The organism is Hydrogenivirga okinawensis, assembly GCF_055385515.1.
In genome coordinates this window covers 1,304,570-1,320,351 of record NZ_AP042386.1, presented here as the reverse complement: position 1 = coordinate 1,320,351, position 15,782 = coordinate 1,304,570, and the positions used below count along the sequence as shown (strand labels likewise).

Sequence of the window (15,782 nt, the reverse complement as noted above, 5' to 3'; positions counted from 1 at the left end):
AGCTCATTTCGTCAGCCTCCAGAGTTTAAATGTAAAGAGAACAAGTATTGAAGCAATCACTATCACAGCTCCTGAACCGATTGTAAATACTATTCTCTCTCCTTCTGTCCACTTTGGATAATTCCTCCCCACTTCGGCTAAGTATCCGAGAACGAACATAAAGAGTATCCCCAGCCCTTTAACAACTAATGCGTAAAACTCCTCCCTCTTCATAGCTTGAAGCTCTTCCTGTGTATCTCCGTTATACCGAACTTCCTTATAAGCTCCCTGTGTTTCTTTGTCGGATAGCCCTTATGTTTTACAAACTCGTATTCGGGATAAACCTCATGGAACCTCTCCATTATCCTGTCCCTCAGAACCTTTGCTATTACACTCGCACAGGCACAGCTGAGGCTTCTCTCATCCCCTCTCACGAGAGGGAGGCAGTTGAACTCCTCTAACTTCACGTAGTCGCTTATGACCACGTCAAAAGGGTGTTTCAAGTCCTCTAAAGCCCTCTTCATGGCGAGCTTGGTGGCCTGATATACGTTTATCCTGTCTATTACGGAGCTGTCCACCACGGCGGTTCCTACCGCGATAGCGGACTCTCTTATGATTTCGTAAAGTTCCTCCCGCTCCTTCTTGGTCAGTTTCTTGGAGTCCCCTTTGAGGAAAGGTTCCGTAAAGGGGGGAAGTATAACGGCTGCGGCGACAACGGGACCTGCGAGGGGTCCCCTCCCGGCTTCATCAACACCTGCTACGGTAAGTCCTTCCCTCCAGAACTTTTCCTCATACTCGATCATTCTTGGGGAGCTTCTTCGGTTTTAGTTTCCTCCGTCGGTTGCTCCTGAACTTCCTCTGCCTTAGCCTCTTCCTCTCTCTGTCTGCGGGCTTCCTCCTTCCTCCTCTGCATTGCTTCATACTCCCACTTCTTTATCTCCTTAATCTTCCTCTGGGCGATCTTACCCTTGAGCTCTCTGAGGAAGTAGAGCTTTGCCCTCCTGACCTTACCTATCTTCACGATCTCTATCTTCTCTATGTTGGGGCTGTAGTAGGGGAATATCCTCTCTATCCCAACACCGTAGGATTCCTTCCTTAGGGTGAAGGTCTTGTCCGCACCGCTGCCTCTTATTCTTATTACAACACCTTCGAAAGGCTGTATTCTCTCTCTGTCCCCTTCCTTTATCTTGTAATAAACCTTTACGGTGTCTCCGACCTTGAAATCGGGATACTCCTTCTTCGGAAGGTATCTCTGCTGGACTCTTTCAAGAACGCCGTTCATCTCTTCTCCTCCTGAGAGTATGGAATAGAAAATTATCCTATAAGAGACTTTGATTTGCAAGCCCGGACGGACCTTTCCCCTTTTGATAGTCAGGTATATAATTTAAGTGTCAGCGGGCGTAGTTCAGCGGTAGAACGCCTGCTTCCCAAGCAGGAGGTCGCGGGTTCGAGTCCCGTCGCCCGCTCTCAAAACCACATCCTCAGACCTATCAGTAGGTTGGTCTTCTCCGTTTCATCCCCGATAGCTTTTATTAGGTCCCTGGTCTTTCCAAAATACTTTGTCCAGCTCACACCTACGTAGGGAGCGAACTCCCTCCTTATCTCGTACCTGAGCCTGAGACCGAGCTCTACGTTATTGAGTCCCGAACCTATACCCATATCGTTTATGTCCGAGAAGGCTACCAAAGTTTCAAACCTCGGCTGAAGTATGAGCCTTTGGGTAAATAGAAGATCGTATTCAACCTCCAAGTCGGCGGTGGCTTTACCTTCAGTATCTACGGAGATATTCACATCCACCTCAAACCAGTAAGGTGCAAGTCCCTGAAAACCGACCACCGCATAGTTCCTGCTTTCTGACCCATCACCGTAAATCGCCTGTGTGCCTAAACCTATGCGGAAATCCCAAAACGGCGATACGAGTCGCGCGTAGTAGAGGTTAAACCTTTCAACACTCCCGCTACCTTCTTCTAAGGAGTGTTCTCCTTCGGTTTCTATCCATAACCTGTTAAAGTCTCCGCCGTACCAGAACTCCGTATCGTAAGCTATCTCCTTCTCATCGGAGTTAACGTTGTATTCAAAAAGATCTATAAAGAGCTTGCCGAACCTGGAAGGAGGAAGGAGAACCTTTTGTATGGTTTCCGGATCCGGTCTGTATTTTGAAAAGGTTATATCCTGTCCAAAGGTAAGCGCAGAGAGCAAAATACCCCCGAGTACCGTTAGAACTCTTCCCCTCATAGCTTTCACCTCCTCAGGTTACCTCTACGACCCTTATCATTCCCATGTGCATGTGATACAGGAGGTGGCAGTGAAACGCCCAGTATCCGTAGGCGTCCACGAGGACATCTATGCATATCTTCTCGCCGGGCTTGAGGTTTATGGTGTCCTTTCTGGGCTTGTATTCTCCGGAGCCGTTGTCAAGATACATCCACATGCCGTGCAAGTGTATGGGGTGGTCCATCATGGTGTGGTTCACCCATATCATCCTCACGAGCTCTCCGTAACGCCACTTGATAAAGTCCTTGATATCGGAGGTCCACCTTTTCCCGTCGTAGGTCCACATCCTCCAGATGAACCTCTCCATATTTCCCGTAAAGTGTATCTCTATTGTTCTGTCAGGTTTCCTCTTATGTAGAAACTCCCAGGGGACGTAGCTTTTGAGGTCGGCGTAGGTCAAAACGCGGTGCTTTGCGTTCTTTAATCCCACACCTGGATCGTCCATTCTGCAGATGGGTTCCGGATTTAGCATGGCGGCTGTTGGTCCAAAGTCGTAGTTTTTAAGCTTAGGCTCACATACCCCGCAGGGGTCTCTATGTGTATGCATACCGTGGTACATCCTTTTCTTACCGCCGTGCATCATGTGTTTCATGTGGGCTCCGCCGTGGGCTTCCATACCTCTCTCCGGTGGTTTTCTTCGCGGAGGTATGGGACCTTCCATACCCTCCTTCGGGGCGAGCGTTGCCCGCGCGTATCCGCTCCTGTCTATAGTTTCCGCAAATATCGTGTAGGCTCTGTACTCCGTGGGTTGAACTATCACGTCATACCTCTCCGCCACCGCTATTCTGAATTCGTCCACCTCCACCGGTTGGATGTTCTGCCCGTCCGCTTGAACTACGGTCATCTTCAGTCCGGGAATTCTCACATCAAAGTAGGTCATGGCGGAGGCGTTTATAAACCTTAGCCTTATCTTCTCACCCGGCTTGAACAGAGCGGTCCAGTTCTCTTCGGGTGTGTATCCGTTTATCAGGTATATGTAGGTAGCGCCCGTAACGTCGGCTATGTCCCTCGGGGACATCCTCATCTGTGCCCACATAAGACGCTCCCTGAGGGCTTGGGAGAAACCCTTAGTTTTTACGTCGTTGAAGAAGTCAAAGATTGTTCTCTTGTTGTAGTTGAAGTAGCCGTCCTCCTTTTTGAGTCTTGAGAGTATCCAGTGGGGGTCTTCAAAGGACCAGTCGGAGAGCACTATCACGTATTCCCTGTCGTAGGTGAAGGGTTCGGGTTCTTCGGGATCTATGACCAGAGGTCCGTAATGTCCCAATTGCTCCTGAAGTCCTGCATGCGAATGATACCAGTAAGTTCCATACTGCTTGACTTTGAACTTCGCCGTGAACTTACCTCCCGACTTTATACCGGGAAAGGTAACTCCTGGAACACCGTCCATCTGATAAGGCAAGAGTATTCCGTGCCAGTGGATAGAGGTTATCTCATCGAGCTCGTTGTATATGTTTAACTCCGCTTCCGTTCCCTCTCTTAATCTCACGAGCGGTGCGGGGAGGTTTCCGTTTATAGCTATGCCTCTTCCCACTTTCCCATTGAACTCTACAGGGCTCTTGCGTATAACGAAGTCGTATATGATTTTGCCGTCCTTCTCCCTATAGTCGCCGAGCTCTACACCTTTACTTGCGGTTTGGGGAGAGCTTCCCAAAGAGGCGACGGGTCCCAGTCCGTAAATCCCCGCCGCCGCCAACGAGCCCTTTATGAAAGTTCGTCTTGACACCATGGCTCACACCTCCTCGGAGGATTTCGCTCTCCTCGTGCTCCACTCCATGTATATCGCGTAGAGGGCGGGGACGAAGAGGAGGACTATCACGAAGGTAGAGAGTATCCCGCCGACCATGGGAGCTGCTATCCTTGACATCACCTCCGAACCTGTTCCGTGTCCCTTCATTATGGGAAGGAGTCCGAGGAGTATGGCGGAGAAGGTCATAAATATGGGTCTAATCCTCTTAACCGCTCCGCGGTATATTGCCTCAAAGGCTTCCTTCCTGTCGTGTATCCTCCCTCCGTATTTCATCGCCGTGTGCAGGAGAGAGTTCTGAATATAGACCACCATCACTATGCCCATCTCCGCCGCGATACCTAAGAGGGCGAGGAAACCCGCTATGGAGGCGATGGATATGTTGTAGTCGAGGAGATACATAAGCATTACACCGCCGAAGGTGGCGACGGGCAGGGTGAGGAGGACGAGGATGGTCTCAAAGAGCTTGTTGAAGGTGAACCACACGAGGAGAACTATCAGTAAGATAACGACGGGGATTATTACCTTGAGGTTCTCAAGGGCTGCCTTCCAGTACTCAAACTGACCGCTCCACTCGTAATAGTATCCTTTGGGGAGCTTGAGCTTCTCCTGAAGAACTTTCTCCGCCCTCTCTATAACCGTTCCCATGTCCACCGCGGGGTCGGGAGTTATGAAGACGTAGCTCGTCAGGAGCCCGTTCTCGGACTTTATGCTTATGGGGCTCTCGGTCCTGATAATATCCGCAACCGCCGAGAGGGGAATTAACCTGTTCTTCAGAGGTATCATCAGGTTCTCAAGGTCATACCGGTAATCTAAGGGAACTCCGAGGGTTATCCCGTAGCGTTCCCTTCCCAGTATCATCGTTGAGGCGGGGGAGTTGGCAAAGAGCTGGGCTATAGCCATGTTTATATCCGAGATGGTGAGTCCGTATCTCTGGAGGGCTTCCCTCTTGGGTCTTATCTCTATGTAGGTAGCCTTGGTTGACCTCTCACCGAAGATGCTCATTATCCCGTCCACGTCCTTGAGCATCTGTTCTATCTGCTGGGCGAGCTCGTTGAGGGTGTTTATGTCGTCCCCGTATATCTTTATACCGAGGGGGGTCTGTATCCCCGTGGTTATCATGTCTATCCTTCCCTTGATGGGCATCGTCCACATGTTGGAGAGACCGGGAACGGATATAGCCTGATCCATCTCCCTTATGAGCTCGGTGTAGGTTATGGTTCTTTCTTCAGGGAATAGCTTGCGGAGGAGGTTCTTGAGGAACTCAGGTATGTTCCAGTTGGAGTAGAAGCGCTCCTCCTTGACCTTCCTCCATTCCTCTTCAGGCTTGAGGGTTATGAAGGTCTCTATCATTGAGAAGGGCGCGGGGTCGGTAGCGGTCTCCGCTCTCCCCGCCTTACCGAATACGCTCTCAACCTCTGGGAACTGCTTAAGTATCCTGTCCTGAATGTTTATTATTCTGAATATCTCCTGACGGGATACGCTGGGAACGGAGGTGGGCATGTAGAGTATCGTTCCCTCGTTCAGGGCGGGCATGAACTCCCTTCCGAGCTTCTCGTAGAAGTAGAAGGTGCTCGCTCCGATGACTACGAAGAGGAGGAGCATTAAATACCTGAGCTTTACCGCCAAGTGAAAGAGGGGATCGTAAACCTTTATCAGAAACCTCACTATCGGGTTCTTCTCCTCGGGCGGGATCCTCCCCCTGACTAGGAAGTAAATAAGAACGGGAACTATTACCACCGATATAATCGCGGCGACGAGCATGGATAGGGTCTTGGTGGCGACGAGGGGCTTAAACAACCTCCCTGCCTGACCTTCCAAGGCGAAGAGGGGAACGAAGGAGACGGTAACTATTAAAAGAGCCAGGAATATGGGCTTTCCCACGTCCTTAGCGGAGTGGGTTATGGCGGTTATGAGGTCGTCTCCCTCCTCAACCCGCCGGTGGACGTTCTCAACGAGGACTATAGCCGCGTCCACCATGGTTCCTATAGCTATCGCTATCCCTCCGAGGGACATGATGTTGGAGGTAATGCCCAGATGGTTCATCGTTATAAAGGTGGCGAGGAGCGAGACTATAAGGAAGATGATTATCACTATCGCACTCTGGACGTGGAAGAGGAATATGCCAACTATGGCTAAGACAACTATGGACTCCTCTATGAGCTTGGTCTTGAGGTTGTCTATCGCCCTCTCTATAAGAGTCGAGCGGTCGTAAACGGGAACGAGCTCTACATCCTCGGGAAGTCCCTTCTTTATCTCCTCTATCTTCTTCTTGACGTTCTTTATGACCTTGTAGGCGTCCGCTCCGAAGCGCATCACCACTATACCGCCTACGGTATCCCCCATCCCGTTGTAGTCCGCCACTCCCATCCTGTAGGCGGGGGTCTCTACTACCTTTCCGAGGTCCTCTATCCTTATGGGAACTCCGTTCCTGTAGGCGACAACGGTCTTGGCTATCTCTTCCCTGCTCTTTGCGTATCCTACCGCCCTCAGGAGGAACTCCCTCTCGTTTATCTCAACGTACTTACCTCCCATCTCAACGTTCGTCTTCTTGAGAGCCATGTAGAGGTCCTTCAGAGAGAGTCCATACTGGTAGAGCTTCTCAGGTTTTACGAGAACTCTATATTCCTTCTCGTATCCTCCGACCGAGGCGACCTCAGCAACGTCCGGAACGGAAAGGAGGGCGTACTTGACGTAAAAGTTCTGGAGAGCCCAGAGCTCGTCTAAGGTTCTCGTTTTTGAAACTAAGGCGTACTGATATACCCATCCCACGCCCGTGGCGTCGGGACCGAGCTGTATGTCCGCCTCCTTAGGAAGCTGTCCCCTTATGGTGGCGAGCTTCTCAAGGACCCTTGATCTCGCCCAGTAAAGGTCCGTTCCGTCCTCAAAGATAATGAAGACGAGGGAGTAGTTGGGAACGGAGTATCCCCTCACCGTTTTGACCTTCGGGACACCCATCATGTTGGTAACGAGGGGATAGGTGAGCTGATCCTCTATGACCTGAGGAACCTGACCTATCCACTTTGAGTAGATGATCACCTGAACGTCCGAGAGGTCAGGTATGGCGTCTATGGGTGTCTTCTTGAGGGAATAGTAGCCGTAAAGAAGCAGGAACAAGGTTGTGAAAAGTATGGCTATCCTGTTCTGAATGAAGAACTGGGTCAGCTTTACCATGTGGCTCCTCCAGAAGTCATTTAAGCTCTTTCCTCATGAGCATGGCGTTTATAGCAACTATCACGGTGCTCGCGCTCATGAAAACCGCACCCACTGCGGGCTTTAGGATTATCCCCCAAGGCGCTGCGACACCTGCGGCTAAGGGTATGGTTATAACGTTGTAGCCCGCAGCCCAGAAGAGGTTCTGAACCATCTTCTTGACCGTTATCACCGAGAGCTTCATCACCCTCACCACGTCGCGGGGATCGTTCCTGACGAGGATTATGTCCGCACTCTCTATTGCCACGTCCGTTCCGGAGCCTATAGCGATCCCAACGTCCGCCTGAACGAGAGCTGGAGCGTCGTTTATTCCGTCCCCCACCATTGCCACCTTCATGCCCCTGTTCTGAAGCTCTTTCACCTTCTCAGCCTTCTGGTGTGGGAGAACCCTTGCAAAGAACTCGTCTATACCGAGCTCCTGAGCCACGTAGCGGGCGACCTCCTCCGAGTCTCCCGTAATCATTACAACTCTCTTTCCGAGCTTCTTCAGTTCTGAAACCGCTTCGTAGGACTCCTTCCTCACCCTGTCGGCGAGGGCAATAGCTCCGGTCAGTTTTCCATCTATAGCAACGAGGACAACCGTTTTGCCATGAGATTCTAACTCTTTGACCTTATTGAGTATTTCTGCGTTTCCTTCAATCTTTAACTCATCCATCAGAAGGTTCGTCCCGACCGCAACCTGTCTCCCTTCAACTTCACCCACCACACCCTTTCCGGGAACCGCTCTGAAGTTCTTGACCTCGGGGAGGTTCATACCGTTTTCCTTCGCGTCCTCAACTATCGCCTGAGCTATGACGTGCTCGGAGTGCTTCTCAACGGCGGCGGTCAGTCTGACGAGTTCTGTCTCTGAGAGGTTAATTGACACCACATCCGAAACCCCAAACCTGCCTTCCGTCAGAGTTCCCGTTTTATCGAACATCACTGCATCGACATCCCTTATGGTCTCTAAGGCGAGCCTGTTTCTCACTAATATTCCGTTCTTGGCGGAGTAGGAAGTGGACATGGCTACCACGAGAGGTATGGCGAGACCGAGGGCGTGGGGACAGGCTATGACCATCACGGTTACCGCTCTCTCGACGGCAAACTGAATATCACCTCTTAGAAGTATCCAAATGATAAAAGATGCGCTTCCCACACCGATAGCAACCACAGTTAGATAGAAGGCGACCCTGTCGGCCATGTCCTGGAGTTTGGTTTTCGATTCCTGAGCTTCCTTGACGAGCTTTAAGACCTGACTCAGATAGCTTTCCTCTCCTGTTTTCTCAACCCTCACCTTTACAGAGCCTTCCATGTTTATAGCACCGCCTATGACTCTATCTCCCGCTTTCTTCGGAACTGGTTTGGACTCCCCTGTGAGCATAGCTTCGTTTACATGGGTGGAGCCCTCTATGATCACTCCGTCGGCTGGTATCTTCTCTCCCGGTTTTACGAGAACTATGTCTCCGGGTTTCAGCTCGGAGATGTGAACCTCGACTATCTCGCCGTTCTTTATGAGGTTAGCCTTGGTGGGCATAAGCTTGACGAGTTCCTCAAGAGCACGGGAAGCCCCCAAGACCGACTTCATCTCTATCCAATGTCCCCAGAGCATCACCACTATGAGTGTTGTGAGCTCCCAGAAGAACTCTTTACCACCGAATATGAGGGTTGAGAGGCTGTATACGAAGGCGACCGATATGGCAATGCCTATAAGGGTCATCATTCCAGGTTTCTTGAGCTTAAGCTCGTCCGCCATGCCCTTGAGGAAGAAGAGTCCTCCGTAGAAGAAAACTATTGTGGAGAGGATTGGCGTTATCCACTCGCTTCCGGGAAACTCGGGCATGGAAAAGCCGAGGAGTTCCTGAAGGCTTTTGGAATAGAGAACAACAGGAATTGTAAGTATCGTTGAGACTATAGCCTTTTTTTTCATCTCCCCCATGTGCATAGCGTGGTCGTGTCCAGCGTGGGCTCTGTGTTTTCCACGTTCGTGTTTGTGTCCTTCATGTTCGTATTCTTCAGGTTCATGTTTCATGTGAGCACCACAGGAGTGTTCTTTCGTTGGTTTATGTTCTTTTTTTTCTTCAATTTTTATAAGATCCATGCCACATTTTGGACATTTGCCGGGCTTTTCTACCTGAATTTCTGGATGGTGTGGGCACGTATATAAAGCCTTGTCTCCCTCTTTATGTTTATGACCGCAGGTATGTTCCATATCGATTCCTCCAATATCAGCTCCTAAATAAAGGCTTCGAACAATAATAAAGGTCGGTTATGTGTTAATACAAGATGTTTATTTAACGTTAAAAATACGTGAAATTAACGAAAAATTTAAGCATTGACGCTTAGAATTTAAGAACTTACGATTAAAACTGGAATAGACTCGAATCTTAGGGGCGGTATACTGGAGGAACAAGATTCGAGTGGCTGCCGCTGCCCCTCCTCCTTAGAATAAACTTGTTATCCTGTACACTACAAAAGAGGCTATCCACGCCGCTACGAAGCTGTATCCGAGGAAGAGTGTCGCTCTCAGTTTGCCTATCTCCCTTGTCATAACCGCATAAGTTCCCAAACAGGAAGTGTATATCAGGATAAAGACCATGAAGGACATAGCAGAGGCCGGTGTGAAGTCTCTTCTTATAATCTCCTTGAGACCTGTTTCCTCTTCCTCCTCTACCTGGAGGGTGGTTATGCTCAGGGTAAGGAGTGATGTGAGAGCGTCCTTAAAAGCCTCTCCGAGTCCGACTATCTGTTCCTTAAAAGCCTCCCCGGCTCTAAATTCATAGGAAGGCTCTTCTTGAATACCCTCCGCAGCAGTGTATATGGTTCCCATGGACGATATAACTATCTCCCTTGCGAGGAAGGCGGGTATTAGCGAGGTGGTTGCCTTCCAGTTGTCTATTCCTATCGGTTCGAATATTGGCACGAGCACCTTTCCTATATTCCCTGCAGCGCTGTCTCCCGGATTCTTAACCCCCGGAGGTATGTTTAGAAGGAGCCATATAACTATGGAGGCTCCGAATATCAAGGTACCCGCTCTGTAAAGGAAATCCCTTACGTGAACCCAAACTATCGTAAGAACGGATTTGAGAGAAGGCATCCTGTAGGGAGGAAGTTCCATAACGAAGTGGGACATCGCACCTTTGTAAACAGTCTTTCGCAGAAGGAAACCAGTTAGGAGAGCAACGCCTATACCGAGAAGGTAGAGGAAGGTTATAACGAGAGCTGGATGATCCTTAAAAAATATAGAAACGAAAAAGGCATAGACAACGAGCCTTGCGGGACAGCTCATAAAGGGTATCATCATGATGACAAGGATTTTATCCCTCGTGGATTCCATGGTTCTCGTAGCTACTATTGCCGGGACATTACAACCGAATCCGAGTATGAGGGGGATTACGCTCTTCCCGTGTAGTCCTATTTTGTGCATGAATCTGTCCATAAGGAAGGCTACCCTCGGAATGTAACCCGACATCTCGAGGAAAGTTATGAAGAAGTAAAGGGAAGCTATGAGGGGTACGAAGGTGAGAACGAAGCCTACACCTCCAACAACAGCCTCGGAGAAAAACCTGAGAAACCACTCGGGCATACTGAACGCTCTAAGGGCTGAGAAGGTTAGGGGAGCCAAGAAATCGTTTATAAAGCCGTCGATCCAGTCTACAAAGGGCGAGGAGAAGTCGAAGGCGAGCTTGAAAGTAAGGTAGATAACAGCTATGAATACGATAAAGCCGATGTACGGATGGAGAACCATTCTGTCTATACTGTCGGTTATGTCTTTGGCGGAAACACCTCTTCTCTTAACAACCTCCGCAAAGAGACCGTGGGCAAAGGCGTATCGCTCATCGCTGATAATGTCGTAGATGTTTTTTCCGAACTTGCTTTCGAGCTCTTTCCTTATTTCTGCAAATTCATCTCTTTCTGAAAGCATCTTTAAAAGTTCATGCTTGCTAACATTCTTATTTTCAATTGATTTGGAAATCTTGCTCAGCGCGTTTTCAATTTCGTCGGAATAAACTACAGGCTTAGGGTTGATTTTATTTTCGTAAACCTCAACTATAACAGGGATTATGTCCTTTACACCTACGCCTGTCCTGCCTATTGTTTTTATAGCCTTAACGTTTAACAGTTCCTCTATCCTTTTCTCATCCACCTCTATGCCAAGTCTGTTAGCCTCATCTATCATGTTAAGGGCGATGACCATGGGCACTCCGAATTCAAGTAGCTCTGTAGTTAGCAGAAATCCTCGCTCTATGTTGGGTGTGTCTATTATGTTAAGGATAACATCGGGTTTTTCTTCCTTTATGAAGTTGACAGCTATCCTTTCATCCTCTGAGACCGGTTCGAGGGTGTATATGCCAGGGAGATCAACGAAGTGAATTTCGTAATCACCGAACTTAACGTAAGCTTCCTTCTTCTCTACCGTAACTCCGGGCCAGTTCCCAACCTTCAAGGACGTTCCGGCTATCTGGTTCAAAATAGTTGTTTTCCCGACGTTGGGGTTTCCTGCTATGGCGACCTTTATAACCTTTTTCATACCCTTACCTCAGAAGGAGTGTTTTACACCGCAGAGCAAACCGTAATCAGCAAAGGAGGGATCTCTGTTAAAACTCTTGTGTATGCCAAGGCTCAGATCGGTGCTTTTAAGATGGTAAACTAAACCTAAAATTAAATGGGTGTCGAGTTTATCAACGTCTCTGTCTTCGGGACTTAAGACGGCAAGCTCGGCACCGTATGTGATCATATGTTTATAGTCCGCAAACATGGCCATAGTCAGCCCATAAGAGTCCCTCAAACTCTCTATGTGGGAAGCTTTAACGTAGAGCAGATTTACATTGTAAGTTATCTCACCCCTTTCATACTCACATATCAGATTGAGGTTTACCGTCGTCTTTCCGTAGCCTATACTTTCCTTCCCTGTATCGAAGTTTACCTGAAGTTTGTAGCCTAATTTTAAATCCCTTTGATAGGGAATGTGCTTGAGGAAAAAACCCATATCCCCCACACCATCGATACTCTCACCATCCCATATCTTTGAGTAGGGAACGAAAAGGGCAAGATCCAGGTTCTTACGCAGGCCCGTCGCTATCTGGAATACGTAATCCTGCTGATAAGAGCCATCGTAATAACGGAAGTAGGCGAGGTCGTTTTCCACTTCAAAACCAAACCTTTCCCCTATCGTTCCTGCATCTTCTCCGGTGAAGGGATAGAAGGAGAAGGAGGCACTACTGCAAAGCAAGAGGACAAGTATTTTGAGACGGGATCTCATTTACAGGACGCTCTCAGGCGACCTCTATGAACTTAGCCAGATCCTTGTCTATTATAAGTCTCGAGTTGTTCAGACGAATCAGGTAAACCCTGCCGTTTTTGAGAAGTAGCTTTGCTTTTTTCCCTTCCTTGAGTCCCATGGCGTATAGCTTTCTAACTATGGGATTCTCCCTGTCTTTTACAGCTTTAACGGTGAACTCCTGACCCAAGGGAACAGTCTCCATATCCATTCCTTCGACCTCCTTCGATTGATATTAAGATACAATCTCAAAATCTGCTTGTCAAGAAGGAACGAGCCTGTCACCTTCGAAGTCTTTAGGGTTATAATACATTCCATGCGGAGTAAACTTTCCGTGCTCCTTTTGCTTGTGTTCCTGTTTTCTGCTTTCTCCCTGAAAGAGTTCGTTCCAAGCACTCTATGCATTCACATGAAGGAGGGTGTAGTTCATCTTGAAAAGGATTATCCTCAATCCCCGGATGATAAAGAGGAAATTCATATAAAGCTCCTCTCAGAAGTAAAGATCTTTAAGATATCTATAGAAGACAAGAGCTTTGCGGTTAACAAGCCGGCCTATGTAGATTTGAACCCCTTGGCATTCAGAAAGATAAACTTCACTCGTGAGAAAGTAAAATCCTTCGATAGTCCTGTAAAGACCGTCCGACTGCTTATCTGATTACATCGTTCATTTCTAAGACCGATTAAATTCGGAGGTGAGAGTATGTTTATTCCTTTACTCCTTCTGATTGCAAGTCTGAGTTTTGGGATAGGGATTGAGGAGGCGATAAATACAGCTCTGGAGAAGAATCCCCAAATCAAGGCTCTTGAGGAGGAGGTCAGGGTCTTCGAGGGAATGGAAAGAGCTGCCACTGCATTCCCCAACCCGGAGGCAAGATTGGAAAGCGGTTTCCTGACCAACGACAAAGATGGAAAGCCCAAAGGCAGGGCGCTCTACCTCTTGGAGTTCAACCAGCCCATACCACTGTGGGGCGTGAGGGGTAAAGCGAGGAACGTGGTTCGGAAGGAGAAGGAAGCCTTTGAGCACCTTGTGGAAGCCCGAAAGAGAGAGATACTTGCTCAGGTCTATAGGAGCTTTTACAACTCCCTCTTTTTGAAAGAGCTCTCGGAGATATGGAAGGAAAATTACAAAACTGCCAAAGATGTGGAGGAGTTCGTCAAAAAAGCCTATGAGTTGGGAGAGGTAACTGAGCTCGAACTCCTGAGAGCGAAGAGGGAGAGGAGCATAGCGGAGGTTCAGTTCAGGGTGGCACGTTCCAAGTATGAGGCGAGCCTTAAGGAACTCTCCCGTCTAATAGGGGAAGAGGTCGGAAAGGTTGAGGGTAAGCTTACCGCCGAGGCAGTTATGAGAGAGGTAGATATAGAGAGCTTACCCGCCGTCGTCTCTATAAAGAAGAAGATAGAGGCTGTTGAGAGACAGATAGAGCTGGAAAAAACCTTGGCAAAGCCGAGGCTCGCCGCAGGATTTGTGGTAGAGGACTCGGAAGGGGAATATTACGGATTCAGAGGTTCTCTCACCTTTGAGCTTCCTGTTTTCTACCGCAGGCAGGGTGAAATACTCCAGAATGTCGCACTTAAGAGAGCGCTGAAGAGACAGCTTGAGGCCGAGCTCCTGCGGGTTAAGAACAGGCTTGAGTCGGTAAAGATAAGGCTCGGAGTCCTACAGAAGGAACTTGAAGAACTTGAAGGGGAGGTCATCCCCCGCGCACGGGAGGAGCTTTCCCTCGCAATAAGGAGCTACAGGTTGAGGGTCATAACTCTCCTTGAGCTTTCGGACGTCAGGAGGAGGTATTACGAGCTTCTCATAAACCGGGCTGAGCTTCTCTCAGCCATGCACGAGACTTACGCAGAGTTCATAGAGATAGGAGGTTGGAAGAGATGAGGAAAACTATCTTTATAGGACTTGCCCTCTCAATAATAGCCTTTGCGGGAGAGGAACACAAACATGAAGGAGAGGAACACGGGAAAGAGGAAATTCACCTGACCGACTCCCAGATAAGGGATCTGGGAATAAAGCTCTACGAGGTGAAGAAGGAGCCTGCGGGAAAGGCTATAAAGATACCCGCCGAGGTGGAGGAGAACCCTCTCCTAAACTACGCGGTTTACAGCCCCGTTGAGGGACTGGTCAGGAAGCTCTACGTGAAGGAAGGGGACTACGTAAAGAAGGGCGCACCGATCGCGGAAATATACTCCCCGGAGCTTGCCAACCTGATAGGTGAAGTTCAGATGGCAAAGGTGAGGATGGAGAGCGCCAAGAAGGTCTTTGAGAGGGACAGAGAACTTTACAACCAGAAGGTCATCCAGTACACGCGCTTTTACAACTCCATGGTGGAGTACGAAAGGGCTAAGGGAGAGTATGAAGCGCTCCTGTCCAAACTCCGGAGCTATGGGGAGATAAAGGGCTACAACCTGCTCTTGAGGTCTCCCGGAAGCGGATACGTGGTTGACCAGAGGGTAGCCCTCGGAGACAGCGTCGGCCTGGACAGCCTACTCTTCAAAATTCACTCCCACGAGGTCGTCTGGGTTTACGGATGGGCGGATGAGAAATCGGCAAGGGAGATAAAAGAAGGTATGAGGGCTTCCATCCTCACCGCCGAAGGCGGTCTTCCGTGCTCAATAGACTACATAGGTCATGAGGTTGACAGAAAGACGAGGAGAGTCAAAGTCAGATGCATCGCCAAGAACAGAGATCACCTGCTTAAACCCGGCATGTTCGTTAACCTTCTCGTCAGAACTAAGGGCAAGCCCGCGATACTCGTTCCCAAGAGCGCGGTTCAGGAGATAGAGGGCAAAAAGGTGGTCTTCGTTAGGATAGACGATGGATTTGAGCCGAGGGACATAACGGTTCTGAGAGAGCTTGACGGATACTACGTGGTTCTTGAGGGACTCAAAGAAGGTGAGAAGGTGGCGGTGAGCGGAACGGTCTTTTTAAAGACGAAGCTCGTCGGAGTGGAGGAAGGCGGACATGCCCACTGAGGTTACGAAACCTCTCCCCTACGCTTCCTTTCGTAGGGGTAAACGAGAGCGTATAGTATCCGTAGGGATAACGTCCCGACGAGAGCCATCAGTATCAGGGTTTTATCCACGGCTTATCTATGGGAGGTCTTTGCTTCCTTCTTATCAAGGAGATAGACTACGCCACCGAGAATTACGTAAGACAGAAAAAGAACGACTCCACCCGCAAGAACTATCCATACAAGGAAATCCCAGTTCTCCTTACTCTCTATACGTATATAGCATAGCTCCCACAATTACGAAGACCACTCTAAGAAAAAACAACTGCGTAAGGGTATCCCGCGGAATTGAGGAAGATATATT

At 49.0% G+C, this 15,782-nt stretch carries 14 protein-coding genes and 1 tRNA gene; 4 read left to right on the top strand and 11 right to left on the bottom strand.

Annotated elements, in window-relative coordinates; genetic code table 11:
• Positions 1 to 3: 3 nt before the first annotated feature.
• Genes ACZ483_RS07605 through rplS form a run of 3 tightly spaced genes read right to left on the bottom strand, consistent with a single transcriptional unit; the run spans position 4 to position 1,261 of the window.
• The gene (locus tag ACZ483_RS07605) at positions 4 to 213 is read right to left on the bottom strand and encodes a hypothetical protein (protein WP_464323575.1); all 210 of its coding nucleotides are present in this window, start codon (positions 211 to 213) and stop codon (positions 4 to 6) included.
• On the bottom strand, positions 210 to 782 hold the full coding sequence (locus ACZ483_RS07600; RefSeq protein WP_464323574.1) for a ribonuclease HII: 573 nt from the start codon (positions 780 to 782) through the stop codon (positions 210 to 212). The genes ACZ483_RS07605 and ACZ483_RS07600 overlap by 4 nt, the downstream gene beginning before the upstream one ends.
• Positions 779 to 1,261 (bottom strand): 50S ribosomal protein L19, encoded by a 483-nt coding sequence (gene rplS / locus ACZ483_RS07595; RefSeq protein ID WP_464323573.1) that lies wholly within the window; start codon positions 1,259 to 1,261, stop codon positions 779 to 781. The genes ACZ483_RS07600 and rplS overlap by 4 nt, the downstream gene beginning before the upstream one ends.
• Positions 1,262 to 1,373: 112 nt before the next feature.
• On the opposite strand from rplS, the gene ACZ483_RS07590 reads away from it, so the two are divergent.
• Positions 1,374 to 1,445, top strand: a tRNA-Gly gene (locus ACZ483_RS07590).
• A gap of 1 nt (position 1,446) precedes the next feature.
• On the opposite strand, the gene ACZ483_RS07585 is transcribed toward ACZ483_RS07590, so the two are convergent.
• From ACZ483_RS07585 to ACZ483_RS07555, 7 genes are all read right to left on the bottom strand, one after another.
• Positions 1,447 to 2,214: a copper resistance protein B gene (locus ACZ483_RS07585; RefSeq protein ID WP_464323572.1), complete on the bottom strand. Its 768-nt coding sequence runs from the start codon at positions 2,212 to 2,214 to the stop codon at positions 1,447 to 1,449.
• 13 nt (positions 2,215 to 2,227) lie between these two features.
• On the bottom strand, positions 2,228 to 3,979 hold the full coding sequence (locus tag ACZ483_RS07580; RefSeq protein WP_464323571.1) for a copper resistance system multicopper oxidase: 1,752 nt from the start codon (positions 3,977 to 3,979) through the stop codon (positions 2,228 to 2,230).
• A 3-nt stretch (positions 3,980 to 3,982) separates the two neighbouring features.
• Positions 3,983 to 7,171, bottom strand: a complete 3,189-nt coding sequence (locus ACZ483_RS07575) for an efflux RND transporter permease subunit (RefSeq protein ID WP_464323570.1) — start codon at positions 7,169 to 7,171, stop codon at positions 3,983 to 3,985.
• A 16-nt stretch (positions 7,172 to 7,187) separates the two neighbouring features.
• Positions 7,188 to 9,398, bottom strand: coding sequence for a heavy metal translocating P-type ATPase (locus tag ACZ483_RS07570; protein ID WP_464323569.1), 2,211 nt, complete (start codon positions 9,396 to 9,398; stop codon positions 7,188 to 7,190).
• Positions 9,399 to 9,629: 231 nt separating this feature from the next.
• Entirely contained in the window at positions 9,630 to 11,717 is a 2,088-nt protein-coding gene (feoB, locus tag ACZ483_RS07565) for a ferrous iron transport protein B (RefSeq protein WP_464323568.1), read from the bottom strand.
• Positions 11,718 to 11,726: 9 nt separating this feature from the next.
• Positions 11,727 to 12,449, bottom strand: coding sequence for a hypothetical protein (locus ACZ483_RS07560; protein ID WP_464323567.1), 723 nt, complete (start codon positions 12,447 to 12,449; stop codon positions 11,727 to 11,729).
• A gap of 13 nt (positions 12,450 to 12,462) precedes the next feature.
• Positions 12,463 to 12,678, bottom strand: a complete 216-nt coding sequence (locus tag ACZ483_RS07555; RefSeq protein ID WP_464323566.1) for a FeoA family protein — start codon at positions 12,676 to 12,678, stop codon at positions 12,463 to 12,465.
• 105 nt (positions 12,679 to 12,783) lie between these two features.
• On the opposite strand from ACZ483_RS07555, the gene ACZ483_RS07550 reads away from it, so the two are divergent.
• Genes ACZ483_RS07550 through ACZ483_RS07540 form a run of 3 tightly spaced genes read left to right on the top strand, consistent with a single transcriptional unit; the run spans position 12,784 to position 15,440 of the window.
• Positions 12,784 to 13,122: a hypothetical protein gene (locus ACZ483_RS07550; RefSeq protein ID WP_464323565.1), complete on the top strand. Its 339-nt coding sequence runs from the start codon at positions 12,784 to 12,786 to the stop codon at positions 13,120 to 13,122.
• 45 nt (positions 13,123 to 13,167) lie between these two features.
• Positions 13,168 to 14,346 (top strand): TolC family protein, encoded by a 1,179-nt coding sequence (locus ACZ483_RS07545; RefSeq protein WP_464323564.1) that lies wholly within the window; start codon positions 13,168 to 13,170, stop codon positions 14,344 to 14,346.
• Positions 14,343 to 15,440, top strand: a complete 1,098-nt coding sequence (locus tag ACZ483_RS07540) for an efflux RND transporter periplasmic adaptor subunit (RefSeq protein ID WP_464323563.1) — start codon at positions 14,343 to 14,345, stop codon at positions 15,438 to 15,440. The genes ACZ483_RS07545 and ACZ483_RS07540 overlap by 4 nt, the downstream gene beginning before the upstream one ends.
• A gap of 113 nt (positions 15,441 to 15,553) precedes the next feature.
• Here ACZ483_RS07540 and ACZ483_RS07535 read toward each other — a convergent pair whose 3' ends face one another.
• Positions 15,554 to 15,715: a hypothetical protein gene (locus ACZ483_RS07535; protein WP_464323562.1), complete on the bottom strand. Its 162-nt coding sequence runs from the start codon at positions 15,713 to 15,715 to the stop codon at positions 15,554 to 15,556.
• Between the last annotated feature and the right edge of the window lie 67 nt (positions 15,716 to 15,782).